This window comes from Allobosea sp. Root670, assembly GCF_001429415.1.
GTDB lineage: Bacteria > Pseudomonadota > Alphaproteobacteria > Rhizobiales > Beijerinckiaceae > Allobosea > Allobosea robiniae.
Window position 1 is genome coordinate 209,652 of the sequence record NZ_LMJU01000002.1, and the last position, 26,091, is coordinate 235,742.

Annotated in this window: 22 protein-coding genes and 1 tRNA gene; 11 read left to right on the forward strand and 12 right to left on the reverse strand. The window is 66.5% G+C overall.

The window, feature by feature from the left end:
- Window positions 1-247: 247 nt before the first annotated feature.
- Together ASE61_RS06725 and ASE61_RS06730 are read left to right on the forward strand one after the other, a co-directional pair.
- Window positions 248-1,741: an amidase gene (locus ASE61_RS06725; RefSeq protein WP_061965989.1), complete on the forward strand. Its 1,494-nt coding sequence runs from the start codon at window positions 248-250 to the stop codon at window positions 1,739-1,741.
- A gap of 46 nt (window positions 1,742-1,787) precedes the next feature.
- Window positions 1,788-3,371: an ABC transporter substrate-binding protein gene (locus ASE61_RS06730; RefSeq protein WP_061965991.1), complete on the forward strand. Its 1,584-nt coding sequence runs from the start codon at window positions 1,788-1,790 to the stop codon at window positions 3,369-3,371.
- A 49-nt stretch (window positions 3,372-3,420) separates the two neighbouring features.
- On the opposite strand, the gene ASE61_RS06735 is transcribed toward ASE61_RS06730, so the two are convergent.
- Both ASE61_RS06735 and ASE61_RS06740 read right to left on the reverse strand, forming a co-directional pair.
- Window positions 3,421-5,016, reverse strand: coding sequence for a gamma-glutamyltransferase (locus tag ASE61_RS06735; RefSeq protein WP_061965993.1), 1,596 nt, complete (start codon window positions 5,014-5,016; stop codon window positions 3,421-3,423).
- A 109-nt stretch (window positions 5,017-5,125) separates the two neighbouring features.
- On the reverse strand, window positions 5,126-5,416 hold the full coding sequence (locus tag ASE61_RS06740) for a YggT family protein (protein WP_061965995.1): 291 nt from the start codon (window positions 5,414-5,416) through the stop codon (window positions 5,126-5,128).
- A gap of 117 nt (window positions 5,417-5,533) precedes the next feature.
- Here ASE61_RS06740 and ASE61_RS06745 point away from each other — a divergent pair.
- Window positions 5,534-5,609, forward strand: a tRNA-Ala gene (locus ASE61_RS06745).
- Between the two features lie 389 nt (window positions 5,610-5,998).
- Here ASE61_RS06745 and ASE61_RS06750 read toward each other — a convergent pair.
- The 7 genes from ASE61_RS06750 to ASE61_RS06780 all read right to left on the reverse strand — a co-directional run bounded on the left by ASE61_RS06750 (window position 5,999) and on the right by ASE61_RS06780 (window position 13,820).
- Complete coding sequence (locus ASE61_RS06750; protein WP_061965997.1) at window positions 5,999-6,796, reverse strand: ABC transporter ATP-binding protein; 798 nt, start codon at window positions 6,794-6,796, stop codon at window positions 5,999-6,001.
- Window positions 6,793-7,824, reverse strand: a complete 1,032-nt coding sequence (locus ASE61_RS06755; protein WP_061965999.1) for a FecCD family ABC transporter permease — start codon at window positions 7,822-7,824, stop codon at window positions 6,793-6,795. The genes ASE61_RS06750 and ASE61_RS06755 overlap by 4 nt, the downstream gene beginning before the upstream one ends.
- A complete protein-coding gene (locus tag ASE61_RS06760) occupies window positions 7,821-8,807 on the reverse strand; it encodes a FecCD family ABC transporter permease (protein ID WP_162260074.1) in 987 nt (328 codons plus the stop codon). Before ASE61_RS06760 ends, ASE61_RS06755 begins: the two co-directional genes overlap by 4 nt.
- Complete coding sequence (locus ASE61_RS26320; RefSeq protein ID WP_061966003.1) at window positions 8,804-9,721, reverse strand: ABC transporter substrate-binding protein; 918 nt, start codon at window positions 9,719-9,721, stop codon at window positions 8,804-8,806. Before ASE61_RS26320 ends, ASE61_RS06760 begins: the two co-directional genes overlap by 4 nt.
- Before the next feature lie 20 nt (window positions 9,722-9,741).
- Window positions 9,742-12,150 carry a TonB-dependent receptor gene (locus ASE61_RS06770; protein ID WP_156407001.1) on the reverse strand — a complete coding sequence of 803 codons (2,409 nt, stop codon included), beginning with the start codon at window positions 12,148-12,150 and terminating at the stop codon, window positions 9,742-9,744.
- Window positions 12,151-12,288: 138 nt separating this feature from the next.
- Window positions 12,289-13,284 (reverse strand): FecR family protein, encoded by a 996-nt coding sequence (locus tag ASE61_RS06775; RefSeq protein WP_061966007.1) that lies wholly within the window; start codon window positions 13,282-13,284, stop codon window positions 12,289-12,291.
- A 44-nt stretch (window positions 13,285-13,328) separates the two neighbouring features.
- Entirely contained in the window at window positions 13,329-13,820 is a 492-nt protein-coding gene (locus ASE61_RS06780; RefSeq protein ID WP_061966009.1) for an RNA polymerase sigma factor, read from the reverse strand.
- 167 nt (window positions 13,821-13,987) lie between these two features.
- On the opposite strand from ASE61_RS06780, the gene ASE61_RS06785 reads away from it, so the two are divergent.
- Window positions 13,988-14,752 carry a siderophore-interacting protein gene (locus ASE61_RS06785; RefSeq protein ID WP_061966011.1) on the forward strand — a complete coding sequence of 255 codons (765 nt, stop codon included), beginning with the start codon at window positions 13,988-13,990 and terminating at the stop codon, window positions 14,750-14,752.
- A gap of 222 nt (window positions 14,753-14,974) precedes the next feature.
- Here the strand turns inward: ASE61_RS06785 and ASE61_RS06790 are convergent, their stop codons facing one another.
- Window positions 14,975-16,381: an amidase gene (locus ASE61_RS06790; RefSeq protein ID WP_061966013.1), complete on the reverse strand. Its 1,407-nt coding sequence runs from the start codon at window positions 16,379-16,381 to the stop codon at window positions 14,975-14,977.
- Window positions 16,371-17,402, reverse strand: coding sequence for a LacI family DNA-binding transcriptional regulator (locus ASE61_RS06795; RefSeq protein ID WP_061966015.1), 1,032 nt, complete (start codon window positions 17,400-17,402; stop codon window positions 16,371-16,373). The genes ASE61_RS06790 and ASE61_RS06795 overlap by 11 nt, the downstream gene beginning before the upstream one ends.
- Before the next feature lie 194 nt (window positions 17,403-17,596).
- Between ASE61_RS06795 and ASE61_RS06800 the strand changes: the two genes are divergently transcribed.
- From ASE61_RS06800 to ASE61_RS06810, 3 genes are read left to right on the forward strand one after another with little or no spacing between them, the layout of a single operon-like run.
- Window positions 17,597-18,538, forward strand: coding sequence for an ABC transporter permease (locus ASE61_RS06800; RefSeq protein WP_061966017.1), 942 nt, complete (start codon window positions 17,597-17,599; stop codon window positions 18,536-18,538).
- Between the two features lie 13 nt (window positions 18,539-18,551).
- Entirely contained in the window at window positions 18,552-19,430 is an 879-nt protein-coding gene (locus ASE61_RS06805) for an ABC transporter permease (protein WP_082617265.1), read from the forward strand.
- 49 nt (window positions 19,431-19,479) lie between these two features.
- Window positions 19,480-21,039 carry an ABC transporter substrate-binding protein gene (locus ASE61_RS06810; RefSeq protein ID WP_156407002.1) on the forward strand — a complete coding sequence of 520 codons (1,560 nt, stop codon included), beginning with the start codon at window positions 19,480-19,482 and terminating at the stop codon, window positions 21,037-21,039.
- Window positions 21,040-21,215: 176 nt separating this feature from the next.
- Here the strand turns inward: ASE61_RS06810 and ASE61_RS06815 are convergent, their stop codons facing one another.
- Window positions 21,216-22,109, reverse strand: coding sequence for a LysR substrate-binding domain-containing protein (locus tag ASE61_RS06815; RefSeq protein ID WP_061966019.1), 894 nt, complete (start codon window positions 22,107-22,109; stop codon window positions 21,216-21,218).
- Window positions 22,110-22,215: 106 nt separating this feature from the next.
- Between ASE61_RS06815 and psrA the strand changes: the two genes are divergently transcribed.
- From psrA to phnE, 4 genes are all read left to right on the forward strand, one after another.
- The gene (gene psrA, locus ASE61_RS06820) at window positions 22,216-23,304 is read left to right on the forward strand and encodes an iron-containing alcohol dehydrogenase PsrA (protein WP_061966021.1); all 1,089 of its coding nucleotides are present in this window, start codon (window positions 22,216-22,218) and stop codon (window positions 23,302-23,304) included.
- An 80-nt stretch (window positions 23,305-23,384) separates the two neighbouring features.
- Window positions 23,385-24,260, forward strand: coding sequence for a phosphonate ABC transporter substrate-binding protein (gene phnD, locus ASE61_RS06825; protein ID WP_061966023.1), 876 nt, complete (start codon window positions 23,385-23,387; stop codon window positions 24,258-24,260).
- A gap of 30 nt (window positions 24,261-24,290) precedes the next feature.
- Window positions 24,291-25,100: a phosphonate ABC transporter ATP-binding protein gene (phnC, locus tag ASE61_RS06830; RefSeq protein WP_061966025.1), complete on the forward strand. Its 810-nt coding sequence runs from the start codon at window positions 24,291-24,293 to the stop codon at window positions 25,098-25,100.
- Window positions 25,101-25,114: 14 nt separating this feature from the next.
- Window positions 25,115-25,918, forward strand: coding sequence for a phosphonate ABC transporter, permease protein PhnE (gene phnE / locus ASE61_RS06835; RefSeq protein ID WP_061966027.1), 804 nt, complete (start codon window positions 25,115-25,117; stop codon window positions 25,916-25,918).
- Window positions 25,919-26,091: the final 173 nt, after the last annotated feature.

A 26,091-nucleotide genomic window follows, 5' to 3' on the forward strand; every position in this document is an offset into this window, starting at 1 on the left:
TCCTGTCGAACAGGAAACGGACGGCTTCGTCAAGCATATGTTGCGGTGCGGTATCGCCCAGCCCGCCTGCCGGCCTTCGCTCAATCGCGCTTCCGGGCCAGCTGTAGACGGCATGGAACCCGCGCGGAGGGAGGGGGCTGCATGCGCGATCCGGACATGGACATCTCGGCCTCGTCGCCTAGTCTGCTCGGACTGCCCCGCGCGGCACAGCGCTTGCGCGGGGCTGAGCGCAACGGAGACACCTGCCTTGACCGAACCCTGCGATCTCAGCGCCGTTGCCGCGCGTGCCCTGATCGGCGCCAAGAAACTCTCGGCCCGCGAACTGCTCGACAGCTGCATCCGCCGCATGGATGCGATCGACCCCGCCGTGAACGCGATGGTCGCGCGCGACGACGACAAGGCCCGCAAGGATGCGGCAAAGGCGGATGAGGCGACCGCGCGGGGCGATGCGCTCGGTCCGCTGCACGGCCTGCCGATCGGTATCAAGGACCTGGAGAACGTCGCCGGTCTGCGCACCACCTATGGCAGCGCGCTCTATCGCGATTTCGTGCCGAAGGAAGACCAGCTCATCGTCTCATCGGTTCGCAAGGCCGGTGCGATCATCGCCGGCAAGACCAACACGCCCGAATGGGGTGCCGGCGCCAATACCCGCAACGCCGTCTATGGCGCGACCGGCAATCCGTTCGATCCCGCGAAGAGCGCGGCCGGCTCCTCGGGCGGCTCGGGCGTCGTGCTGGCGACGAACATGGTGCCGCTCGCGACGGGCTCCGATACCGGCGGCTCGCTGCGCAATCCCGCCGCCTTCAACGGCATCGTCGGCTTCCGCCCGACGCCCGGCCTCGTGCCGAGCGAGAAACGCCAGCTCGGCTGGTCTCCGCTGCCGGTGCTCGGCCCGATGGCGCGCAACCTGCCGGATCTCTGCTTGCTGCTCTCGACCATGGTCTCCGATGCCGCTGCCGATCCGCTCGCGACGACGATCCATGGCAAGACCGTGCGGCGGCCGGAGGATTTCGCCCGCCCCGACGCGATCGATCTCGCCTCGCTCAAGGTGGCTCTGACCCCGGATTTCGGTTTTGCGCCGACCGAACGCCTGATCCGCGATACCTTCTCCGACAAGACCACGGCCTTCAGCCATCTCTTCAGGGCGGCGGAGGAAGCGACGCCGGATTGCGAGGGCACGGACGAGGTCTTCGAGATCCTGCGTGCCAGCAATTTCCTCGCGGCGCATCTCGACAAGGTCCGCGATACGCCCGACATGGTCGGGCCGAACGTCCGCGCCAATGTCGAGGAGGGCCTGCGTTATTCGGCGCTCGACGTCACCCGCGCGATGAAGCAGCAGACGGTGATCTACCAGCGCTGGCAGCGCTTCTTCGAGGATTACGACGTCATCCTGTCGCCGGCGGTGACGCTGAGCCCGCGGCCCTGGACCGAGCTCTTCCCCTCCGAGATCGACGGCAAAGCGACCCGGACCTATTTCCACTGGCTCGCGGCAGCCTATGCCGTCACCATCGTCGGCCATCCCGCGATTTCGCTGCCGGTCGGGCTCGACCGCAACGGCATGCCCTTCGGCCTGCAGATCGTCGGGCCGCGCGGCGGCGACGCCAAGGTGCTGGCAGTGGCGGCGGCGCTGGAAGCGGCGCTCGCAGGCGATCCGCTGACGGCCCGGCCGGTTCCGGATCTGGCGAAGCTCGCTCAGGCGCGGCCGATCAGCGAAAGCCCGAATTTCATCGGCTTCGCCTGAGACCTGATTCGCGTTCCATACCAATCATAAAACGGGGAGAGTATGAATGAAGCGTCGTGATTTTCTGATGGGGACGGCCGCTCTCGGCCTCGCCGGCCCGGCTCTGCCGCGGCCGGCCGCAGCGCAAGGCAGCGCAACGCTGATGAAGTTCGTGCCGCAGGCCAATCTCTCGGCGCTGGACCCGGTCTGGACCACCGCGACCGTGACCAACAATCACGGCTACTATGTCTTCGACATGCTTTACGGGGCGGACGAGAACCTGAAGCCGCAGCCACAGATGGCGGAGGGGCACGAGGTCTCGGCCGACGGCAAGACCTGGCGCATCAAGCTGCGCGAAGGCCTGAGCTTCCATGACGGGACGCCGGTCAAGGCCGTCGACTGCGCCGCGAGCCTCAAGCGCTGGACGCAGCGCGACCCTTACGGCCAGTTGCTCGGCCGGGCGGTCGAGGAATGGGGTGCGCCCGACGATCGCATCGTCGAGATCAAGCTCAAGCGCCCCTTCCCGATGATGCTGGACTGCCTGTCGAAATCCGACCAGCCGCCGATCATCATGCCGGAGCGCCTGGCCAAGATCGATGCGAACACGCAGGTCACCGAGATGACGGGGTCGGGACCCTACAAGTTCGTCGCTTCGGGCTATGTCTCGGGCAGCAAGGTCGTCTACGAGAAGTTCGAGGGCTACAAGCCGCGAGCTGAGCCGCCCAGCCGCAATGCCGGCGGCAAGGTCGCGCATTTCAAGCGGATCGAGTGGAACATCCTGCCCGATCCCGCGACATCGGCCGCGGCGCTGACCACCGGCGAGGTCGACTGGTGGGAGCGTCCGCTCACCGATCTCCAGCCGATGCTGGCTGGCAACAAGGACATCAAGCAGGAGATCATCGACAAGGCCGGGCGCGGTGCGATCATCCGTCTCAACCACCTGCAGGCCCCGTTCAACAATCCGAAGGTGCGCGCCGCCGTGCGCATGGCGGTGAAGCAGGAAGACTATATGCGCGCCGCCCAGGGCGACGACACCACGCTCTGGCAGACCTGCCGCAGCCTGTGGTGGCGCGGCACGCCCTATTACGACGGCGAGCAGGAAGACCTGATGCCGCAGAGCCTGGAGAAGGCGAAGGCGGCCCTCAAGGAATCCGGCTACAACGGCGAGAAGGTCGTGATCATCAACCCGACCGACTTCCCCGATATCGGGCCGCTCGGCGAGGTGACCTTCGAATTGCTCAAGCAGCTCGGCATGAATGTCGAGATGGCGGCGAGCGACTGGGGCACCGTCGTGCAGCGCCGCGGCAGCCGGGAATCGACCGAGAAGGGCGGCTGGAGCATCTTCCACACCACGGGATCGGCGACGAGCTGGGGCAACCCGGCGATGTCCTCGCTGGTCCGCGGGCAGGGCGAGAAGGGCTGGTTCGGCTGGTGGAAGAGCGATGCGGCCGAGGCGTTGGCCGAGGAATGGCTCTACGCCCCCGACGAAGCCGCGCAGAAGAAGAGCGCCAAGGCGCTGGCCCGATTGGCGCTGGAGGAGGTCGCGACCATCCCGCTCGGCCAGTTCGTCAGCCGCACGGCCTATCGCAACGACATGACCGGGATGCTCGCCGGTTCGGCGCCCTATCCGTGGGGTCTCAAAAGAGGTTGATCGTCGTGCTCATGCAGAAGGGCGGCCGTAACGGCCGCCCTTTTTCATTTCAGCGCGTTGCCGCGACCGCCGCCGACCAGGGCGAGGCGGCGTCGCTCGATCCTTCCGCGCCGTTTCTGTCGACGCGGACGAAGTTCGGGCAGGCGAAGTTGATCGGCAGCACGCTGTGCTCGACGATCGCGGTCGGCCCCGCTGCTTCGAGTGCGGCAAGCGTCTCGGCCGGCAGGCGCAGATCGGCGCTGGCCGAATCCGGGCCGGAGACGTCGATGCGCGGCTGATGCGCCGTCGCCTCGGTGCCCATGCCGAAATCGAGCTGCCAGGCCAGCGTCTGGTAGATGCTGGCGAGGATGCGCCGCCCGCCGGAGGAGCCCATCGCCTGGCGCGGCCAGCCGCCATCCTTCGGCGTGACCACGACCGGGCACATGTTACAGAGCGGGCGGGCACCCGGCGCGATCGCATTGGCGCTGCCGGGGCGCGGATCGAACCACATCATGCCGTTGTTCATCAGCACGCCGGTCGCGGGCAGCACGACGCGGCTGCCCATCGAGGAGAGCAGCGTCGTGGTGACCGTGACGAGATTGCCCTCGCCATCGACCACGGTGAGATGGGTGGTGCAGGTGTCGCCCGGTTCCTTGGCCGCAACCGCGGCGCCGAGGCCGGCCAGCCTCTCCCGATAGGCCTGGCGCATCACGCTGGAGAGCTGCGCGAACCAGGCGGCGGAGGGGCCGTCGCCCTCGATCGGGGCATCGGCCATCCCGGCGACGACGCGTTTCAGCGTCGGCGCGGCGGTGAGGCCGCCGGCGGTGTGGAGGAGGTGAGTGCCGCGCCAGTCGATGGTCGGCGCCTCCCGCAATCCGGCCTTGCAGCCGGCCAGATCCTGGGCATCGACGACGCCGCCGGCCGCAGCGATATCCGCCACGAGCTGGTTCGCGACATCGCCGCGGTAGAAATCGTCCAGCCCCGCCTGCGCCAGCCGTTCGATCGTGTCGCCGAGCTTGCCCAGCTTCATGAAGCCCGGAATGCCCTGATAGGGCGGCACCGGCGGCAAGCCGCCCGGCAGATAGATGCGGGCGCTTTCCTCGTAGAGCCTGAGTACCGAAGCCGAGGAGGCGATCTTCAGCGTCGTGTACCAGTCGGCCGGCAGGCCGCGTCGGGCGAGCGCGATGGCCGGCGCGAGAATGTCGGCGAGCGGGAGCTTCGAGCCGAAGGTCTCCTTGAGCTTGGCATAACCGGCGACGGAGGAGGGCGTGACGAAGGAGAGGGGGCCGTGGATGTTGCGGTCGCCCACCACCTCCGGCCAGGTGAAGAGGTCCTTCTTCATCTCGCCGGTCAGGGGGTAATCGGCAGGATCGGCGCGGCGCGGTGCGACCGGCCCGAAATCGACGACCTGCGCGCGGGCCTCGCCCGCCTTGAGCACGACGGCGAAGCCGATGCCGCCGAGCCCGCTGTTCCAGGGTTCGACAGCCGCAAGCGCGAAGCAGGCGGCGACGGCGGCGTCGGCCGCATTGCCGCCCTGTTCGAGGATCACTGCTCCGGCCTCCGCCGCCTCGCGGCTCTGCGAGACGACGATGCCATGCCTGCCGCGCGCGGCAGGTTTGGTCAGAGCCCAATTCTGGCTGCGATAGGGAAGGGCGGCAGCGGCCATGCGGAAACCTCGAAGCGTTGGCGAGGCGGCCATACTGCATGCCGGTCGCCACGACGTCGAATGCGTCGTGGCGGATTGCGAGTCGCGCCCGGCGCAGGGCGCGGCAGGATCAGAACACGTTGGGGTAGATGTAGCGGGTGATCACGCTCTGGATGAAATAGATGATCAGCAGCAGGATGATCGGCGAGATGTCGAGCCCGCCGAGATTGGGCAGGCGCTCGCGAATCGGCCGCAATACGGGTTCGGTGATGCGGTAGAGCATGTCCCAGACCGTGGAGACGAACTGGTTGCGGGTGTTGATGACGTTGAAGGCGATCAGCCAGCTGAGCACTGCCGAGGCGATCAGAACCCAGATATAGAGGTTCAGCGCGATCATGATCACGTCGAGAACGGCACGCATCGGGCTTCCTTTTAGGCCTGTCTGGAAAGGTGACGCGGAATATCCCGGCTCGCGCCAAATCAGATGGCGGAAGTGATTGACATCCACGCGACGCACAGCCTAGAAGGCCAGCGCCTTGGGGCTGTAGCTCAGATGGGAGAGCGCTGCAATCGCACTGCAGAGGTCAGGGGTTCGAATCCCCTCAGCTCCACCAAGGCTTAAGTCATTGAGAATGTTAACCTTTTAGCTCTCAATCATGTTTCTGAAACTCGGTGATTCCCGCTGCTTGGCCCCGCACTGGCGCCACTGAGGGAAATCATGGCTCCATCCGCAAGCATCGCGACAAGGTCCAAGTCCGAATCCCCGTAGAGATTCGTGCCCGTTACCCGGTCATCCGCTACCTATGCCGATGCAAAGGAATGGGGATCCTGGGTCCCCCCAGCCATTATGCAGGTGCACGTTGCAGAACCTCTGTTGGAGCAGCGTTGGTGCAAGCTCGGCGCCCATGCGGCGCAGGTGGCCCGGATATGGCGAGGCTTCACCGGTGCCGGCGGTCGAGAATTGACGTAAGCGGCGGCTTTCCGGACCGGCCCCGGCTTTGCGTCAGTTCGCGAGAGCCACCCGCTTCGGTACGATCAACGGCTTTCCGGTCAACGGATCGGCGATGACGATGCAGGGGACGTGAAAGACCTCGTCGATGAAGCCGGGCGTCAGAAGATCTTCCGGCAGACCCTGCGCCAGGATCTCTCCCGCGCGCATCACCACCAGCCGGGATGCATAGCGGGCAGCCTGGTTGAGATCGTGCAGCACCGCGACGATCGTCTTCCCGGCACGGTTCAGGGCGGAGCAGAGTTCGAGCACATCGATCTGATGGGAGAGGTCGAGGAATGTCGTGGGCTCGTCCAGCAGCAGGATATCCGCGCCCTGTGCCAGTGCCATCGCGATCCAGACCTTCTGACGCTGGCCTCCGGAGAGGCTTTCGAGCGTGCGCTCGGCGAGCTGGGAAACGCCCGCTGCTTCCATGGCGGCCTCCATGGCGCTCTGGTCGGCAGCGGTCCAGGGTTGAAACAGGCTGCGGTGAGGATGCCGCCCCCGCGCAACGAGATCCGCGACGATGATCCCCTCCGGCGCCTCCGCTCCCTGGGGCAGGACAGCAAGCAGCCGGGCGCGATCGCGTGGGCGATAGTGTGCGATCGGGTGTCCATCGAGCAGGACGCTGCCGCCGGAAGACGGGTGCAGCTGCGCGAGACTTCTCAGCAAGGTCGACTTGCCGCAGGCATTGGGGCCGACGATCACGGTGAAACTGCCGGCCGGCAACGCAATATCGATCCCCTTGAGAACCTCGTGCGGGCCGTGATGTGCGCGCAGGGCCTGTGCTTCCAGCCTTGATTTGGTGCTCATCGGAGAGGCTCCCTGCGGCGGACCCAGGAGCCGAACAGCAAAATGAGATAGGCTCCGCCCAGACAGGCCGTCACGGCGCCGACGGGCAGCGCGCGCGGCGCCAGCGCGATGCGCGCGACTGCATCGCTGGCCAGCAGGAAAACCGCGCCGAACAGAGCGGAGGTCGCCAGCGGCAAACCGGCCGAGCCCGTGAGCTTGCGCGCCGCCTGCGGCGCGATGAGCGCGACGAATCCGATCGGCCCGGCGATGAAGGTCGCCGTCGCTGTCAGGCCAAGCCCTATGAGGCCGAGCCGGAGCCGGGTGCTGCCGGCGGGAACGCCGAGGGATTGCGCCTTGTCGTCTCCGAGTTCGAGAGCCTGCACGGAGCGGGCGCAGGCTAGGCCAAGAGGGAGCAGCAGGCCGAGCATCCCCGCGCCGATCGCCAGCCGCTGCATATCGACCCCGGCGAGCGCTCCCTGCTTCCAGTTCGCGGCGACCAGCGCGATATCGAGGGGCGCGACGAAGATCATCCAGTCGCCGAAGGCCGAGAAGGCGGCGCCGACCGCGATGCCGACGAGGATCAGCCGGGCGCGATCGGCGCGCAATCCCCCGGCCGCGAGATAGACCAGCAGGCCCGCGCCCAGCCCGCCGCCGAAGGCCGCCAGCGCGACCAGGGCGGGCGCAAGGCCGGCGAGAAGCGCCAGCAGGGCGCCTCCGAACGCGCCGGCGTCGAAGCCGATGATGTCGGGGCTCCCCAGCGGATTGCGCAGCAGCGTCTGGAACAAGGCGCCCGATAGGCCCAGCGCGGCGCCGGCGGCGAGTGCCGCGCCGATACGAGGCAGGCGCCATTCGATGAGCAATTGCAGGGCAGGGCTCTCATGGCCCGCAAGCGCTTGAAACACCTGTACCGGTGTGAGCCTGACCGTGCCCAGAGTCAGGCAAGCCAGCACGAGCGCCAACCCGCCGAGCCCCAGCGCAACATGGCACAAGGCCGTGCGGCTCATCGCGCCGTTCAGGATTGTTCCGCGCTGTACGGCGAAGCCTTTCATGCGTCGGCACTCCTGCGGCGGGCGAGCAGGATCAGAATGGGGGCGCCGAGGAGCCCGGCCACGATGCCAACCGGCACCTCGGCGGGCGGCGTCGCGATGCGGCCGAGCGTGTCGGCGATCACGACGAGGGCGGCGCCGATGATGCCGGAGAGGGGCAGATGCGCCGCCGCGCCGATGCCGCCGAGGCGGCGGGCGACATGCGGGCTGGCGAGGCCGATGAAAGCGATAGGGCCGGCCGCTGCGACGGCGCTGCCGGCGAGCAGGACGACGGCGATGAGCGAGCCAAGTCGCACCGGCCGGACCGCGACGCCGAGCGAGGCCGCGCGGTCGTCTCCAAGCGCGAGAAGGTCGAGGCGGGGGGCCAGCGCGAGCGCCAGCAGCGTTCCGACAAGCCACGCCAGCGTCACGCTTGGAAGGACGGCGTCGATGGCTCCCGACAGCGCGCCGATACGCCAGTTCCTGACCAGATCGAAGCGCTCGGGATCTGACAACGCGACCGCCTGGCCGATGCCGATGCACAGCGCCGTGACCGCGACGCCGGCAAGGGTGAGACGGATCGGGTTCGAGCTGCTGCGGGCGCCCGCGAGTGCCTGGACCGCGAGCACCGCACTGAGGGCGCCGCAGGCGGCAAGCCAGGTCGCAGCCTGCGGGCCGGCGAGGCCGATAAGATCGGTGCCCAGGATCAGCGCGAGGCTCGCTCCCGCATTGATCCCGAGCAGGCCCGGATCGCCCAGCGGGTTTCGCGTCGCGAGCTGGATGACCGCGCCGGCAAGCCCGAGCGCCGCGCCGACCATCGCCCCGAGCAGGACACGCGGCAGACGCAGCCCCAGCACGATCTCGGCGGCTTCGTTGCCGCGGCCTTCATGCAAGATGGCGAGCCATTCGCCGGCCGCGATCGGACGCGCGCCCAGCGTCAATGCGATCAGCGAGGCAGCAAGCAGCACCAATGCGCCGATGACGATAGCCAATGGGGTCCGTGTCACGAGGCCATCCGGGTCAGCAACGCATCCCAGGCGCCTGCGAGATGGTGCGCGGTGTAGACCGACCCGAAGATGCTGTTGCCCTGGGTGACATGCACCCGTCCTGCCCGCACCGCCGGCAGTCGTTGCCAGAGCGGCTCGCGGGCGAGCGCCAGCGGGGCGTGATCCCCGAGATCGATCAGCAGGACGCCGTCGACCTGCCCGAGGACATTCCCAAGGGATTCGAGCGCGACCTCGCCATAAGGGCCGAGCCGCCCGGCTTCCACGGCACGGCCGCCGAGATCGGCAAGGACCTGGGCCGGCATCACGAAGCCGTAGCCCGTGCCGTCGCTGCGCACCATCAGCCGCCGCTTGAGCGGGTCGTAGGTCGCTGCCGCGAGCAGGCTCCGCCGTAGCACGCCGTTATGGTGCTGGCGCAGCCCGGCAATCTGCTCGGCATAGGCCGTGATCGTGCGTTCGGCGGCTTCGGTGCGCTGGAGCCAGCCGGCCAGGCTATCGAGATTGCCACGCCAGTGCGTGCGATGGTTGCTCGGCAGGGCCGGCGCGATCCGGCTCAGCCGGGCGAGGGGCCACCACTCCGAGTGAGCGGAGGTGTCCGGGCAGAGGATCAGGTCTGGCTCCAGCATCAGGATCTGTTCGAGATCGGGAGGTGCCGCCAGGAACGGCACCGAGGACGGTACGGGCACCCAGGGCCGCGCGCGGCTGTGGCTGTAGCCGATCAGGGGCAGGCCGAGCGCCAGCGCCATCTCCAGGCTGATCCGCGAGTCGATCGCCACCACCCGGCGCGGCTCGGCTGGTACCTCGACGCGGCCGAGCGGCGTCTCGACCACCCGGCGCCCGGACGCGGCAAAGGCGGAGCCGGCCAGAAGGGCCGCCCCGCCTGCCGCGAAGCTGCGTCGGGACAGGAATGTCGCCACGCGTTTGCCTGCCTTCGGCCCTAGAACTCGAACGTCGAGGAGAGCGAGACCATCCGCGCCTCGCTCGGATAGAGCAGGTTGAAGCCCGGATAGGTCGTCCAATAGGCCTTGTTGAACAGGTTGGTGACGTTCGCCTGCAGGATGATCGGCTTGGCGCCGGCCCGCTCGATCTTGTAGCGGGCGCCGATATCGAAGGTCGTCCAGGCCTTCAGCTTCTGCAGGTTGGCGGCATCGGCATAGCTCGAGCCGGTATAGATCATCCGGCCGAAGAGGGTGAGGTTGCGGACGAAGCCCGGGTCCCATTCGAGACCGAGATTGGCCTGCACGCGCGGCGTGCCTTGCGCTTCGTTGCCGTCGAAGGTGCCGTTGGCGGTGCGCACGAGCTTGGAATCGAGGAAGGTGATGCCGCCCAGCGCCCGGACACCCTCGACGATCTCGCCGGCGACGCTCAGCTCTACGCCGCGATAGCGGGTCTCGCCATTGTCGCTGAAGGTGTTGGTGACGGTGTTCGCGATACCGGAAGCCTGTTCCGACTGGAAGACGGCGACCGAGGTCATCAGCCTGCCCCAATCGACCTTGGCACCGGCTTCGTACTGCTTGGTGACGAAGGGCGGCAGGACCTGGCCGGCATTGACGAAGGTGTTGCCGACGACCGAGCCCGCAGTCAGACCCTCGATATAGCTCGCATAAAGCGAAACGTTCTCAAGGGGCTTCACGACGAGACCGATGACCGGCGTCACCGCATCGCTCTTGTTCTTGGAGGAGATCACGCCGGTCTGCAGCGTGTAGTTGTTGATGTCGACGAACTGCTTGCGCACGCCGAGCGTCAGTTGCAGGCGCTTGTCGAAGGCCGAGATTGTGTCCGAGATCGAATAGCTGGTGAAGCTGTTGTCGTTCTGGCGGTAGCGCCGGGCGGCCGGCATCACCGGATTGGGCGAGAAGGTCGGGTTGTAGATATTCGACGGCGTCACCGAGAGTGTCGCCGGCAGGCCGGAGGCGCGCGCCTGATAGAAGCTGTTGGCGGAAATGACGACCTCATGGTCGAGCGGGCCGGTCTGGAAGCGTCCGCGCACGCCCGCTTCGCCCGAATAGCGGTTGATGTCGATCTGATAGCGGGAGCCCGTGCTGGTGAAGTTGCCGTTGCGCCTGAGGCCGGAGCCGGCTTCCACCGCCTGGTCCCAGTCCATATGGCTGACGCCGGCCTTGCCGTAGACGGTGATGTTGGAGGTCACATCGTACTCGGCCTGGACCATGCCGTAGCTGTCCGCGAACTTGCTGTAGTTCCAGGGCGAGACATAGGTCTTGTTCGGCTTGATCGGCCGCGGGACCAGCTCGGTCGCCAATGGCGTCACCGTGTTGTTCATCCGGTCGGTGTTCAGGACCTGATAGCCGGCATCGAGCGAGATGCGGAACGCGTCGCTGCGATAGTCGAGCCCGATCGTGCCGTTGACCAGATTCTGCGACTGCTGGCTGATGGGGGTGCCGCCATCGCGATAGAGCAGGTTGGCGCGCACGCCGAACTGCTTCTGATCGCCGAAGCGGCGGCCGAGATCGAGATGGCCGCCGAGCTGGGAGTTGCTGATCCAGGTCGCGGTGAACCGGGTCAGCGGCTCGTCCGTGGCACGCTTTGGCACGAGGTTGATGACGCCGCCGACGCCGCTTGGCGAGAGGCCGCCGAGGAAGGCGCCGGGGCCCTTCAGGACCTCGACGCGCTCGATGCCGGCCAGCGTCGACTGCGCGTTGGGCGCGATGCCGAACAGGCCGCCGAAGGCGACGGCGGCGTTGCCGACCTGGATGCCGCGGATGACGAAGTAATTGGCATTGCCGACATTGGTCGGCTCGACATTGCGGATCGAGGAATCGTTCTTGACGACATCGGCGACGGATTGGGCGCGCTGATCTTCGATCAGCTTCGACGTGTAGTTCGTGACCGAGAAGGGCGTATCCATCACGGAGCGCTGCCCGAGCACGCCGAGGCCGCCGCCGACCGCGACCTGACCGCCGGCATAGGCCGGGGGCAGCCCGGGCACGCCGCTGCCGACGACCTCGATGGTATCGAGGGCGATCGCGCCTTCGACGGCGCCGCCAGCCGCGACGGGGCGGGCCGGATCGTAAATCTGGACGGTGGTCGCGTTGCTGAAGCGGAAGGCGAGGCCTGTGCCGTTGAGCAGGGCTGCGACGGCCTGTGCCGTGCTCAGCGAGCCCTTCACCGCATTGCCGCGACGCGAGGCGGCGGGCGTCTCGGCGAAGACCACGTCGACGCCGGTGACGCGGACGATATCGTTCATCGCGGCGCGGACGGGTTTCGCCGGAATGTCGAAACTGTGCAGCGTCTGCGCCTGCGCCGTCGCAACGGGAATGGCGAGGCTGGCACCCAGCGAGCTGAGAAATGTCGCTGCGAGGAGAACTTCCTTCGCCGTCAACCGCATCGAACGCATCCACCGACCCTTTTCGTACAGGATGGTGCGAGGCTTTCAGCCTCGCCCTCTATCTCCTTGTCGAACGGGCCGGCCGGTGACCCTCACGCATCGCGTGATTTTTTTGGAGTTGCCGATCCGGCAGTCGCGTCAGGGCGAGACGAAGGTGACCGGCCCGACGGTGGTGACCGAGAAGCCGACCGAGGATTGCAGGGCCGCCAGCGCGGCTGCGCTGTCGCGCAAGGTGACATTGCCGGTGACATGCCGCCTGCCGAGCGTGGAGTCGAGCAGGACGATGCGGCCGCGATGGTGACGCTCGATCCGGGTCAGGACCTGCGCCAGCGGCATATCGTCGAAGATGAAGCGCCCGGCGCGCCAGGCCGTGACCTCCGCGACATCCACGGCCTCGGCCTTGCCGAGCCCATGCCCGCCATATGCGACCCGCTCGCCTGGGTTGAGGACCACGGCCTCGCGCGATTGCGGCAGCTCGACCGAGACGCTACCGCTGGCGAGCGTGACGGTCACGCCTCCCTCATCGTTTGCAGCGACCTCGAAGCTCGTACCGAGCACGCGGGCCTCGCCCTGGCCGGCGCTGACCACGAAAGGCGCTTCGGAGCGCTTGACCTCGAAGAAGGCCGTTCCCCTGAGCAGGCGAACGCGACGCAACCCCGCGGAAAAATCGACGGCGAGCGCGCTGTCCGAATCGAGCTGCGCCGTCGAGCCATCCGCCAGCACGATCATGCGCTGTTCGCCGCGCGTCGTGACCTGATCGGCGCGCCAGTTCTCGAACAGATGCGGCCGGTCGAGCCAGATCCAGCCGAGGCACAGGGCGAGCACGAGGCCGAGCACGGCCCCCGCAGCCGCTCGTCCGCGACCACGCTCGCGGCGTAGCGCCCGGATGCGCTCCAGCGGCGCGGCCAGCGCTTCGCTCTCGGAGGCACCGAGAACGGCGGACAGCGTGCCCATGTCGGACCAGAGTGCCGCGACCTTGTCATAGTGACGGGCATGATCGCTCGAAGCCGCCAGCCAGGCCTCGAAATCACCGCGATCCGCAGGCGAGGGGCGGCCGTTCATGCGGGTGAACCACGCGATCGCCTGCTTTTCCAGCAGGAGCTCATCGGTTCGGTGGCTGTTGTCGGTGTCCATGGCGCCTGAGTTACGGCTTGGGCCTGGAGATTGTGCGCTTGGCGTTATCGCAATGTGTCCCGGCATGCCAGCAGGGCACGGGCGATCTCGCGCTCGACCGTGCTGTAGGAGAGGCCGAACGCGGCTGCGATCTCGTCGTAGCTGCAGGCATGCACGCGGTTCAGCAGGAAGATCTGGCGCGTGCGTTCGGGCAAGGCCGCGACGGTCCGCACCACCCGCTCCAGGTCCTGCCGGGCTGCCGCGACCTGATCGGGTAGCGCGACCGGGGCTGCGTACTGTTCCTCGGTGATGCGCAGCGGCAGGCTGGCGCGCCGGCGTTCGGCACGCTGATGGCTGATCGCGGCATAGTCGATCGCGCGGCTCAGGTAGGATGCCTGGCAGCCGATATGGTCCCGGGCGCGCGACCAGAAGGCGACGAAGACGTCCTGCACGACGTCGGCGGCGTTGGCGACGCCGACGCGACGCGCAGCCCGCCGTTCCAGCCGGCGATGTTCCCGCGCGTAGAGTGTGCCGACATCGTCGAGGCTGCTCGACATGGTTCCGCTGGCTCCGGATATCCCAAGGCCCAACGCCATAGCAGCCGCATTCCGACCGCTCAATCGCGATGTTTTAGAAATACTCTAAGTAAATCAAAGACTAAGGCTGTTGCCTCGACGCCGTTCGCGTGAAACAAGCGCGGCGCTAGACGAGGTCGATCGGCACGATGGAAGCCAGCCCCAACCCGTTTCATGAAGCCGCCGTCGTGAGGCGCCGCTATCTCACGCCCGGAATGATCCGGCTGACACTCGGCGGAGGCGGCATCGCCGGCTTCCGCTCGACCGGGATCGCCGACGAATATATCCGCCTGTTCTTCCCCGATCCCGACACAGGCGAACTCGTCCTGCCGGAGATCGGCGCGGACGGGCGCTGGACATTTCCCGAGGATCGCCACCGCGTCCGCTATTCGACCTATACGGTGCGCCGCCACGATGCCGCTTCCTGCGAGCTCGACATCGACATGGTCGTTCATGCCGGTGGCCGCGCCAGCGACTGGGCCTGCGCCACCAGCGAGGGCGACCGGGTCGTCATCAACAATCCGCGCGGGCTCTACAAGCCGCCGGCGGATTGCCGCCGGCAGATCCTCCTCGGCGACGCGACCGGCCTTCCGGCCATCGCCCGCATTCTCGAGAACGCGCCTCCCGACATGGAAAGCCGTGTCGTCATCGAGGTTCGCGACGCAGGCGAGCAGCAGCCCTTGCCGGAGCATCCCGGAGCGGATGTCACCTGGCTCACCGGCAGCGGGAACGGGGTCGGCGAAAGCCGGCTGGGCTCGCTCCTGGCCGACATGCCCATTGGGGCGGATCCCGGCTACCTCTGGGTAGCCGCGGAGCGTGCGGCCGTGCGTTCCCTCCGGGCTCAAGCGGATGCGCTGGGCTGTTTCGCCGATGATGGAAGGAAGCTCGTGGCCTATTGGGGGGCGCGGTCGTGATGCCTTTGCCCCGTTCGGCGCAGCCGCTCGATGTCTTTCCGGGCGATCACGGTCCTGACGTCCGGTTCGAAGGGTGGCAGGTGTGCCAGGCCCTTCGCTCTGAAGCGCCCAAGGGCGGCGGGCGCTTGCGCGCGTCATGGACCGGCTCAGCGCCGGCTGAGCCGACGCGGTCGCCAACCCTACGGCAGGAGCAAGAGCGAGCCGCCAGTTTCGCTCGCATGCCTACCGGGGATCGATAGGCCCAATCGGCAAGGCCAATTCACGCTCGATCCAAGCCGCCAACCGGAAGAGGTCAGCCTCCCGCCGGGCGTGCGACAGGATCTGGACGCCGACCGGCAGGCCTTCCCGCGAGAAACCGATGGGAATGGCGATGGCTGGCAAGCCTGTGAGCGACCAGATCGCGGTGATCGAGATCCAGTCGAGATAGTCCTGCATCGGCTGCCCCGCGACCGTCTCGGGGAATAATGTTTCGACGGAAAAGGGCATGACCTGGGTTGCCGGGCAGATCAGGAAATCGTGCTCGTCGAGGACATCCACAGTCCGACGGTACAGTTCGCTTCGGATCCGATTGGCGGAGACGATGGCATGGCCCGGCTGGTCGCGACCACGCAGGAGATCGGCGAGGACAGGTGCCGGAAACGCGTGGCGGTGCGTCTCGAAGAGAGGCTCGAACGTCGCGTAGAACCCCTCGCCGCGCAGCACGCGGAATGCGTCCATCGCCCCGGCAACATCCGGCGAGTTGTGAGCGACTGCGACGCCTGCCCGGTTCAGCATCTCAGCGAGCCGATCGAGGGCAGACCGGATCGGCTCTTCGATCGGCAGCATGCCAAGATCTGCCGAGACTGCGACCCGCGCGGGCTTGCGCGGCGTCAGTGCTGCTTCGAGGAACGGCGGTTCGCTGGTTGGCGCGGTCAGGATATCCCCGGAATCATAGCCGGTCATCGCATCGAAGAAGAGGGCGAGGTCCACAACGTCGCGCGCCATTGGCCCCTCCACGGCAATCGTGTCGAACGGATCGGCCAATCGCTTGCGCGGCACCCGGCCCGGCGTCGGCCGCAGGCCCGTCACATTGCAGAATGCTGCGGGAATGCGCAGGCTGCCGCCATAGTCGTTGCCGTGGGCGAGCCAGGCCTCGCCGGTCGCAAGCGCGACTGCTGCGCCGCCGGAGGAGCCGCCACAGGTCAGGCGCCTATCATAAGGGTTCCGTGTCGCGCCATGGACGCTATTGGTGGTCTGTGCACCGCCGAGTTCGGACAGGTTCGACTTGCCGAGCGTGATCGCACCGTTTGCTTCCATCAGCGCCACGGTCCGGTCGGACTCGGTCGATATGCGATCACGGAAGATCGAGGTCCCTCCGGTATTGCGGACTCCTTCGACGTCGCTGTTATCCTTGACGACGATGGGAAGCCCGCCGAGGAGGCTTGAGCGCCCGGCTCGACGCGCGACATCGGCTGCGCGAGCCTGCTCCCGCGCCCGGTCCAGGCAGAGCGTCGGCACGGCATTCATCTGCGGCTCGACAACGGCAAGGCGCGCCGCGGCCGCCTCGACCAGCTCGACGGAACTGATCTCCCCGGCCGCGAGGAGATCGCGGGCGGCAAGTGCGCTGAGCTTCGTCAATTCAGTCGACATGGGCAGGCTTTCCGGAGGCAGGTGCACCGCATGAGCGGCGAATGACGAGGCGTGGCGCCATCACCGTGGTCGTGCCCGGGCCATTCAGCGTGCCGGCAAGCCGCCGGATCAGGAGCTCGAGCGCGGCTTCGCCCATGGCGCGGACGGGCTGGGCAATGGCGCTGAGCCGGGGCGAGACCGCATCGGCCCAGGGAAGGTCATCGATGCCGATGACGGAAACATCCTGCGGCGAGGAAAGACCGCGGTCCGCCAGCGCCTTTATGACCCCGATCGTCATCAGGTTATTGGTGGCGAAGACGGCGCTCGGCGGCTCCGCCAGCGCCATGAGCTCGGCCATTGCCTGCTCGGCAGGCTGCTTGCGGAACCCTGCATCGCGGACGAGAGCCGGATCGAAGGAAAGGCCTGCCGCCAACAAGGCTTCGCGATAGCCGGCGAGGCGCTCCGCAGCCGTGCGGAACACTTCAGGCCCGTTGACGAGGCCGATCCGCCTGTGGCCGCAGGCGATCAGATGCTGCGTCGCCTCGAAGCCCGCGCACCGGTTGTCGAGGACGACCGCGTCGTAGCCTAGCCCTTCCATCGCCCGGTCGACGAGCACGACCGGGACCTCGAGCTGCGCCAGCAGCGAGGCTCTGTTCATCGAGACGGCTCCGGTCGGCGCCAGGATGAGCCCGTCGATCCGTTGCGTGCGAAGCATGCGCAGATGCGCCTCCTCGCGCTCGCTGCGCTCGTTCGAATTGCACAGCAGCACCAGATAGCCGCAGGCAGCGGCGGCATCCTCCACCGCCTCGAACAGATCGGAGAAGAACGGATTGGTGATGTCGCCGACGACGAGACCAATCAGCCCGCTCGATCGCTTGCGCAGCGAGCGCGCGCCTGCATGGGGCGTGTAGCTCAGCTTCTCCATGGCGGCACGTACCCGCGCCGAGAGCTCGGGGCTGACGCGATCTGCACTATTGAGCACGTTCGATACGGTAGCCACCGACACATCGGCGAGCCGCGCCACATCCCGAATCGTCGCCATTCAATCCCCAATGAAACGGTTCAAACCTGCTTTCAGATTTGCGGATCGAAATGCATTTCGCAAGCGAAAAACCTCAATTAAACGCCTCTTGCGGGGAAGCTTGCTCTGTGAGAGCTTGATTGAAACGTTACAAAAATTATGAGGAGCCGGATCGTGGGGGAGCGATTGTCCGTAACAGAAGGCTCGGCGGGGCCATGATGTCCTATGTCCTGCGCCGGATCGCCGCGACCGTTCCTGTCCTCGCCTTCGTCGGCCTCTTCGTCTTCTTCCTGCTGCGGTTGACGCCGGGCGATCCGGCGATCCTCATCGCCGGCGATCAGGCCACGACCCAGCAGATCGCTTCGATCAGAGCCCAGCTCGGCCTCGACAAGCCGCTGACAGAACAGCTCCTCGCCTGGGCGACCCAGCTTGCGCAGGGCAATCTCGGCCGCTCCGTCTTCTCCGACATGGCAGTTACACGGCTGATCGGGATGCGGATCGAGCCGACGGCAATGCTGACGCTCGTTGCGATCCTGATGGCACTAGCGATCGCGCTTCCGCTCGGGATTCTGAGCGCGCTCAAGGCCGGCAGCCGGACGGACCGGGCGGTCATGGCCTTCGCGATGGTCGGCTTCTCCTCGCCGGTCTTCGTCGTCGCTTTCCTGCTGGTCTATGTCTTCGCGCTGTCGCTCGGCTGGTTCCCGACGCAGGGCTATGTGCCGCTGTCGCAAGGGCTGCTGCCCTGCCTGAACAGCCTTGTCCTGCCGGGGCTGGCGCTCGCCATGCTCTATGCGGCGCTACTCGCTCGCGTCATGCGCGCGAGCCTGCTCGAGGTGCTGTCGGAGGACTATGTTCGTACCGCCCATGCCAAGGGCATGAAGCCCCGCCGCGTCGTGCTGCGCCATGCCTTGAAGAACGCCGCGATCCCGGTCGTGACCGTCGTCGGCGTGGGCATCGCCGCCTTGCTCGGCGGCGTGGTGGTGACCGAGACCGTGTTCAACATCCCGGGCCTGGGAAGATTGACGACAGATGCCATCCTGCGGCGGGACTATCCCGTGGTGCAGGGTCTCATCCTCGTCTTCTCGCTGGTCTACGTTACCGTCAACCTGCTGGTCGATCTAAGCTACGTGCTGTTCGATCCGCGCATCCGCTATTGAGGGCGCCGTGACGATGACCGTGACGGGCACCGTCGTGCGGAAGGCACCTGGCCACTTTCAGAACCTCGGCGGCTTCCTGCGCACCAATCCCACGATCCTGATCGGCCTCGCGGTTCTGGCGGCCTTCACCTGCGTCGCGCTGATCGCGCCTTATATCCTGCCCGATCCGGTCCGCGTGAATCCGATCCAGCGTTTGCGACTCCCCGGCGCCGATCATTGGTTCGGCACCGACCAACTCGGCCGCTCCACCCTGTCGCGCACGCTGAACGGCACCCGTATATCGTTGACGATCGGCGCGTTCGTCACCGTGCTGACGGTGACCCTGGGCCTCTTGATCGGGCTTGTCGCAGGCTTCGTCCGATGGCTGGACGGGATCTTGATGCGGATCATGGACGGCCTCATGGCCATCCCCGGCATCCTCCTGGCCATCGCGCTGATGTCGCTGTTCGGATCCAGCGTCCAGAACGTGGTGATCGCGATCAGCATCGCCGAAATCCCGCGGATGGCCCGCGTCATCCGCTCCTCCGTGCTGGTGTTGCGCGAGCAGACCTATGTCGAGGCCGCGATCACCAACGGCACGGGCCTGCCGCGCATGCTGTTGCGGCATATCCTGCCCAATGCGGCTGCGCCCGTGATCGTGCAGGCGACCTATGTCTTCGCCTCGGCGATGATCGTGGAGTCGGTCCTGTCCTTCCTTGGCGCCGGCACGCCGCCGACGATCCCGAGCTGGGGCAACATGCTGGCCGAGGCACGCCCCTTCATGCAGCGCGCGCCCTGGATGATCGCCTTTCCGGGGGTGGCTCTGGCGCTGCTCGTTTTGACCGTCAACGTTCTCGGCGACGCCCTGCGCGACGCCATCGATCCTCGCCTCGCCCGCAAACTCAGGGTTTGAGGCCGGCCATAAGAACAAGAAACCGGGACAATCCATTGGGAGGAAAGCGATGAAAAGCCTGACGAGACGAATGGCGTTGGCCGGCGGCCTCGCCCTGTCACTGGCGGCACTGCCTGCTGCCGCGCAGACCGTATTGAAAGTGCGCCCTTTCGGTGATCTGCGCACGCTCGATCCGATGACGACCTCGGACTACATGGTCCGCAACCACGCCTACATGGTCTACGACACGCTCTTCGCACAGGACGCCAAGGGCCTGATCAAGCCGCAGATGGTGGAGAACTTCACGACCTCCCCCGACGGCCTGACCTGGACCTTCGTTCTCCGCGACGGATTGAAATTCCATGACAACACATCGGTCACGAGCACCGACGTCGTCGCCTCGCTGAAACGCTGGGGAGAGCGCGACGGTCTCGGCCAGCAGCTCATGGCGCATACCGCCTCGCTGACGGCGACCGATCCCAAGACGGTCACGCTCGTGCTCAAGGATCGCTGGGGCCTCGTGCTCGACGCACTCGGCAAACCAAGCTCGATGCTGCCGGTGATCATGCCGGCGCGCATCGCCGCCACGCCCTCGAACCAGAACATTACCGACGCGACCGGCTCCGGCCCCTTCATGCTGGTCAAGGAGCAGTGGTCCCCGGGTTCGAAGATCGTCTACGCCAAGGCGCCGACCTATCAGCCGCGAAAGGAAGCGCCGGACGGGCTCTCCGGCGGCAAGGTAGCAAATGTCGACCGCGTCGAATGGCAGATCATGCCCGATGCCCAGACCGCTTTGAACGCGCTGCAGGCGGGTGAAATCGACATCTTCGAGGAGATGCCGCCGGACATGATCCCGCTCGTGAAGGGTAACGCGAAGATCACCGTCTCGAAGCTCGCAGCGCTGCAGGGCGTCTTCCGGATGAACCAGTCGCAGCCGCCCTTCAACAACCCCAAGCTGCGCCAGGCGATCCTGCGTCTCGTCGACCAGGAGCTGGCGGTCCGCGCCTATGTCGACGACAAGGCGCTCTACACCGTTTGCCCGTCCTTCTACATGTGCGACTCGCCCTATTTCACCGATGCGGCCTGGCCAAAGCCGGATGTGGCGGCAGCCAAGAAGCTGATCGCTGAAAGCGGCTACAAGGGCGAGAAGATCGTCGTGCTCGATGCCACGGAGACCGCGCTCAGCCCGCAAACCCTCGTCGTCTCGCAGCTGATGCGTGATGCTGGTCTCAACGTCGACTATCAGGCGATGGATTGGGGCACGCTGTCGAGCCGGCGCACCAGCAAGAACCCGGTCGACCAGGGCGGCTGGTCAACCTTCGCTTCCGGTCCCGCCGCGCCCGACATGACCGAGCCCGTCGGCCATCTGGCCCTGCGCTCCAACTGCGAGAATTCGTGGTTCGGCTGGCCCTGCGACGAGGCCATCGAGAAGCTGCGCGCCGAGTTCACGATGGCGCCTGACCTCGACACCCGCAAGGCGATCGCCCGCAAGATCCAGGAGCGCGCCGTCGAGACGGTGCCCTATGTTCCCGTCGGCCAATTCTGGCTCGTGCGCGGTCAGCAGGCCAGCCTCCAGGGCCTGCTCTCCCCTGGCGTCCCGGTCTACTGGAACGTCTCGAAGAACCATTGACGCTGACATCGACACCGCGCTTCCCCGGAGCCAACACCTGACCCTCAAGCGTGCGGCGCAGGCATTGGCATAAGGGAAGCGCGGTGCGTCGCGAACGGGTCCCGCTCGGGTTCTGCTTCTGCAGCCGCTTCCGAAGAGAACCCTCTCTTGCGGAGAAGGCCCGGGAAGCCAAGCCACTACGATCTGCCGGCTCGGTCGTCGAAAGCATCGCGTGTCCCGTGAACAACATCGAGAAACGCCTTGATGATCCGGCTCGACTCGCGCTGCTTCAGCACGACGACATGGGCATAGGTGTAAACCTCGGCCCCCTCGATCCGGACCAGCTTGAGGTTCTCATCCGGCACGAATTCGGCATCGGAGACATAGCTGATGCCGAGGCCATGGATCACCGCCTCGCGAATGGCCTCGCGGCTGCCGATCTCCATCACCAGGCGCGGCTTCGTTCCGGTCCTGGCCAGCGCATTCTCGAAAGCGCGCCGCGTGGTTGAGCCCTGCTCGCGCACGATCATCGGCTCGCCTTCCAGCTCCGCCAGCCGGATGCTGTCGCGTGCGGCGAAGCGGTGGTCGCGCCGCACGAACACCGCGACCGGATGGCGCCTGTAAGGGATGGTCAGCAACCGGTCATCCTCGTCGATATAGGCGAGCACGGCGACGTCGCACCGGTAGCTGGCGAGATCGTCTAGGACTTCAGCGGAGTTTCCGAGCTTCACGGCGAGCTCGATCTCCGGATAGGCCTGGTTGAAGGCGGCCAGCATTTCCGTGACGTGGAATGGCCCCACGGCGCTGATCGACAAGCGGCCGGTGCGCAATTCCCGCGTTTCCGACAGGAAGGCGAGCACCTCGGCTTCCTCGGCAAAGAGACGGGTGGTGATGGCGAGAAGCTGGCGCCCGGTGTCGCTGAGCTCGCGTCGTCGGCCGCGCTTGACGAAGAGCTCGACGCCGAACTCCTCCTCCAGCGCACCGACCTGTGCCGTCAGGGTCGGCTGACTGATGTTGAAGGCGTCGGCGGCGGCGTTGAAGCCGCCAGAGCCGGCCACGAGATGGAACGATCTGATCTGGGTATAACGCATAGCAAAAATCTATCTAATCAGATCAAAAAATCAATTTGTTATAGTATGCAGCTTCAGTGAGCATCCTCGCAACAGGCCGGCAAGGCGCATTGCGAGGATGAACCGCATGAACTGGGCGTATTGGAATCCCGTCAGGATTCGCTTCGGGGCCGGCCTGCTCGACGAGGTCGCGGGATTGATCGGCAACCGCCGCTGGGCGCTCGTCACCTATGACCAGCCGATCTTCCGCGAACTCTCCGCCCGGTTGACCGCTGTCGCCGGGGCACCGGTCGTGTCGATCACCAATATCGAGACCAATCCGGACTGCGCCGATCTCGCCTTGTCCTGCCGCCAGTTCGGCGCGGCCGAGCCGGCCGAAGTCATCGTCGCGCTCGGCGGCGGCTCGATGATCGATGCCGCCAAGGTGCTGGCGGCCAGCGGGGGCGATTTCGAGAATGTGCGCCGCCATCTCGTCGAGAAGAAGCCGCTGGATGAGGCCGCGATCATCCCGATCATCGCGGTGCCGACCACGGCCGGCACCGGCAGCGAAGTCACCTCCTGGGCCACGGTCTGGGACGCCGCCAATGGCAGCAAATACTCGCTCGCCCACCCACGGCTCTATCCGGAGACTTCGGTGCTCGACCCCGCGCTGACGGTCGGCGCGCCGCGCGGCCTCACGCTGGCGACCGGGCTCGACGCCCTGTCCCATGCGCTGGAAAGCATCTGGAACGTCAACGGCAATCCGGTCTCGGCGAACTATGCGGTCGAGGCTGCCAAAGAGATCATCGACACCTTGCCCCGCCTGCTGGAGCGCCTCGACGATGTCGAGCTCCGCGCCCGGCAGATGCGGGCCAGCCTGCTCGCCGGCATGGCCTTCTCCAACACCAAGACCGCGCTCGCCCATAACATCTCCTACGACATCACGCTGAAGAGCGGCACGATCCACGGCATCGCCTGCTCCTTCTCGCTGCCGATCGTGATGCGCTGGGCGATGGGCGCGCAGCCGCAATGCGATGCGGCGCTGCGGCGCGTCTTCGGCCCCGATCTCGAAGCAGGAGCGGAACGCCTCGGCGCCTTCCTGCGCAATCTCGGCGTCTCGACCGACCCCACCGCCTACGGCGTCTCAGGCGTCGAGTGGAACCGTCTCGTCGGCAAGGCGCTCGAAGGCGAACGCGGCCGCAACTTCATTGGAAGGCAGGCGGCCATGGCCGCCTGAGATCAAGCAACGGGCAACGACGCCCGCAACGGTTCCGCCGGCAGATCACAACGATCGCCGGATCATCTTGGGAGGATGACATGACCATCACGCGTCGGACGATTCTGAAGAACTCACTGGCTGCGGGAACGGTGCTGGCGATGCCGGCTCTGGTCCAGGCCCAGCCCAAACAGATCCGCGTCGGGCTGATCCCGTCCGAGGATTCGCGGGCGATGCTGGAATCGAGCCAGCAGCTCCTCGATGCGCTGGAGAAGAATCTCGGCATCAAGGTCCAGGGCTTCGTCGCCTCGGATTATAACGGCGTGATCGAGGCGATGCGCTCGAGCCATGTCGATGTCGCCTATCTCGGCCCGTTCTCCTATGTGCTCGGCACGACGGTGGCGCCGATCGAGGCCTTCGCGACGGCGGAGACGGCCAAGTCGAGCCGCAGCTTCTATCGCAGCCAGATCATCGCGCGGAAGGATAGCGGTATCCGCGATTGGAAGGACCTGAAAGGGCGCACCTTCGCGTTCGTCGACCCGTCTTCGACCTCGGGCCACCTCTTCCCGAAGGCCGGGCTGATAAAGCTCGGCTTCGACCCGGAGAAGGATTTCGGTCGCGTCCTGTTCACCGGCTCGCATGACGCCAACGCGCTCGCGGTCGCCAACAAGCGCGTCGACGCCGCGACGATCGCCGACCGCATCTTCGATGCCGCCGTGCAGAAGAAGCTGGTCGACCGGGCCGACATCCACGTCGTCTGGGAGTCGGATCCGATCCCGGAATCGCCGACCTGCTGGCGCAAGAACCTGCCCGATGACCTGAAGAAGCAGATCAAGTCGGCCTTCCTGAACATCCGGGACATCACCTGGGCCGACCAGGGCAAGCTCAACCGCTTCGTCGAGACCAACGACCAAGCCTACGACATCATCCGCGAGACGGCGAAGGTGCTGAATCTCGATCTGACCAAGATGAAGTAGTCGCGACACGCGACCGGCGGAGGAAGCGACATGATCACGATCGAAGGCCTGAAGAAATCCTATGCCGGTCGCCCTGTCCTGCAGGGCATCGACCTCAGCGTCAAAGCCGGCGAGTTCCTCGTGGTGCTCGGCCCCAGCGGTGCCGGCAAGTCGACGCTGCTGCGCTGCATCAACGGGCTGGCCCAGCCCGATGCCGGCCGCACCGTCATCGACGGCACCGTGTTCGACACGAAACGCGCGGCCGCCGGAAAGCGGCCGGTCGCGATGATCTTCCAGCACCACAACCTGGTGAAGCGCCTTTCGGTGCTGAAGAACGTGCTCGTCGGCCGGATGGCCGGCCTGTCCTCCTTCCTGAGCATGCTGCAGCTCTTCCCGCGGCAGGACGTCGCCATCGCCATGGACTGCCTGGCGCGGGTCGAGCTTGCCCACAAGGCGAATTCGCGCGGCGACCAGCTCTCGGGCGGCGAGCAGCAGCGCGTCGGCATTGCCCGCGCGCTGGCGCAGCAGCCGGCAGTGATCCTCTGCGACGAGCCGGTGGCGAGCCTCGATCCCAAGACCTCGCGCGTCGTGCTCGGCTACCTCAAGGCGATCTGCAAGGCGGAGGGGATCGCGGTGATCTGCAACCTCCACCAGGTCGATTACGCCGTCGAATTCGGCGAGCGCATCGTCGGCCTGAGCGGCGGCCGGGTCGTCTTCGACGATACGCCCGATCACCTGACCTCCGAGATCGTCCACCAGATCTATCCAGGTCTCGAGGACCCCGGCATCAGCCGCGTGCTCAAGCCCCGGCCAGTGAGCCAGCCCGTGCTGGCACCGCTGATCGCCCCTGCAATCGCCTGACGGGAGGAAGAGCCATGTCCTTCGGAACGCTGCAACTCGTCATCCGTCCGCCGCAGAACCGCTTCGGCTGGTGGGGCGTCGGCACGATCGCGCTCGCCATCCTCGTCTTCCTGTGGTGGGCCGCGCTCGGCGCCCAGATCAACGCCAGCAATCTCTGGAACGGCATCCCCTATATGTGGGATTTCCTCGTCCGGATGGTGCCGCCCAACCCGGAATTCCTCGAACGGCTGTGGAAGCCGGCGCTGGAGAGCCTGCAGGTCGCGGTCTGGGGCACCCTGCTCGGCGTCGTCATCTCCCTGCCGATCTGCTTCTTCGCGGCGCGCAATCTCAGCCCGAGCCCGGCCGTCTTCCACGCGACGCGACAATTGCTCAACTGCATGCGCGGCATCAACGAGATCATCCTGGCGCTGATCTTCGTCGCCGCGATCGGTCTCGGCCCCTTCGCCGGCGTGCTGGCGCTCGCCATCCACGGCGCCGGCATGCTCGGCAAATTCTTCGCCGAGGCGATGGAGGATATCGACGAAGGGCCGCTGGAGGCCTTCCGTTCGGCCGGCGTCGGCCCGTTCAAGACCTTCTTCTTCGGCGTGCTGCCGCAGGTCCTGCCGACCTGGCTCGGGACGATCTTCTACCGGCTGGAGACCAATGTCCGGCAGTCGACGGTGCTCGGCATGGTCGGCGCAGGCGGGATCGGCTTCGAGCTTGTCTCATCGATGAAGCTCTTCAAATACCAGGATACCGCCACCTGCATCCTCGTCATCCTCGCGATGGTGCTGGTGGCCGACCTCGTCTCGTCCCGCGTCAGGGCGCTGATCCGCTGAGCGGCGCCGGCGCAAGGAGTTGGTCATGAACGCACATTCCAAGATCGGCTCGGATGTTGTTGCGAACGGTCGCAACTATGCGCGGCCGCGGCGCCCGACGGTGGTGATCTGCATGGACGGCTCGGAGCCGGCCTATATCGAAGCCGCCAGCGCCAAGGGCCTGACGCCGAACC

Bases quoted from the DNA above. Each gene is read 5' to 3' on its own strand.
- psrA (WP_061966021.1), top strand. From the start codon at position 22,216: ATGAACTGGGCGTATTGGAATCCCGTCAGGATTCGCTTCGGGGCCGGC.
- phnE (WP_061966027.1), top strand. From the start codon at position 25,115: ATGTCCTTCGGAACGCTGCAACTCGTCATCCGTCCGCCGCAGAACCGC.
- ASE61_RS06780 (WP_061966009.1), bottom strand. From the start codon at position 13,820: ATGTCGAGCAGCCTCGACGATGTCGGCACACTCTACGCGCGGGAACAT.
- ASE61_RS06785 (WP_061966011.1), top strand. From the start codon at position 13,988: ATGGAAGCCAGCCCCAACCCGTTTCATGAAGCCGCCGTCGTGAGGCGC.
- ASE61_RS06795 (WP_061966015.1), bottom strand. From the start codon at position 17,402: ATGGCGACGATTCGGGATGTGGCGCGGCTCGCCGATGTGTCGGTGGCT.
- ASE61_RS06750 (WP_061965997.1), bottom strand. From the start codon at position 6,796: ATGAGCACCAAATCAAGGCTGGAAGCACAGGCCCTGCGCGCACATCAC.
- ASE61_RS06775 (WP_061966007.1), bottom strand. From the start codon at position 13,284: ATGGACACCGACAACAGCCACCGAACCGATGAGCTCCTGCTGGAAAAG.
- ASE61_RS06735 (WP_061965993.1), bottom strand. From the start codon at position 5,016: ATGGCCGCTGCCGCCCTTCCCTATCGCAGCCAGAATTGGGCTCTGACC.
- ASE61_RS06790 (WP_061966013.1), bottom strand. From the start codon at position 16,381: ATGTCGACTGAATTGACGAAGCTCAGCGCACTTGCCGCCCGCGATCTC.
- ASE61_RS06730 (WP_061965991.1), top strand. From the start codon at position 1,788: ATGAAGCGTCGTGATTTTCTGATGGGGACGGCCGCTCTCGGCCTCGCC.
- ASE61_RS06810 (WP_156407002.1), top strand. From the start codon at position 19,480: ATGAAAAGCCTGACGAGACGAATGGCGTTGGCCGGCGGCCTCGCCCTG.
- phnD (WP_061966023.1), top strand. From the start codon at position 23,385: ATGACCATCACGCGTCGGACGATTCTGAAGAACTCACTGGCTGCGGGA.
- ASE61_RS06755 (WP_061965999.1), bottom strand. From the start codon at position 7,824: ATGAAAGGCTTCGCCGTACAGCGCGGAACAATCCTGAACGGCGCGATG.
- ASE61_RS06770 (WP_156407001.1), bottom strand. From the start codon at position 12,150: ATGCGGTTGACGGCGAAGGAAGTTCTCCTCGCAGCGACATTTCTCAGC.
- ASE61_RS06815 (WP_061966019.1), bottom strand. From the start codon at position 22,109: ATGCGTTATACCCAGATCAGATCGTTCCATCTCGTGGCCGGCTCTGGC.
- ASE61_RS06740 (WP_061965995.1), bottom strand. From the start codon at position 5,416: ATGCGTGCCGTTCTCGACGTGATCATGATCGCGCTGAACCTCTATATC.
- ASE61_RS06800 (WP_061966017.1), top strand. From the start codon at position 17,597: ATGATGTCCTATGTCCTGCGCCGGATCGCCGCGACCGTTCCTGTCCTC.
- ASE61_RS06805 (WP_082617265.1), top strand. From the start codon at position 18,552: ATGACCGTGACGGGCACCGTCGTGCGGAAGGCACCTGGCCACTTTCAG.
- phnC (WP_061966025.1), top strand. From the start codon at position 24,291: ATGATCACGATCGAAGGCCTGAAGAAATCCTATGCCGGTCGCCCTGTC.